The organism is Streptomyces sp. NRRL S-87 (assembly GCF_000719335.1).
Taxonomy (GTDB): domain Bacteria; phylum Actinomycetota; class Actinomycetes; order Streptomycetales; family Streptomycetaceae; genus Streptomyces.
The window spans coordinates 1-282 of sequence record NZ_JOGB01000232.1 but is presented as its reverse complement, the minus strand read 5'-3'; the positions used below and the strand labels follow the sequence as shown (position 1 = coordinate 282).

Below are 282 nucleotides of genomic sequence, written 5' to 3'. Positions count from 1 at the left end.
GAGGAAGCGGACGGCCTCGCGGACGTGCCGGACCCAGAAGTCGGCGGAGCCCATCTCGTCGGTGACCACCGCGCCGGTGAGGTTCGAGACGACCGGGATGCGGGGCGCGCCGAACGACAGCCCTTCCGCGACCTTGCGGAAGTCGGCCAGCATGCCGTCCATGTGCGGGGAGTGGAAGGCGTGGCTGACCGTCAGGCGCTTGGTCTTGCGGCCCTGCGCCTCGAAGGCATCGGCGATCGCGACCGCGGCGGCCTCGTCGCCGGAGACGACCACCGCCTGCGG

1 protein-coding gene is annotated in these 282 nt (G+C 72.3%); it reads right to left on the bottom strand.

The annotated features are described in order from the left end of the window. Window positions 1-282 (bottom strand): hypothetical protein (locus IF43_RS37620; RefSeq protein WP_037891777.1); only part of this gene is annotated, 282 nt, incomplete at both ends.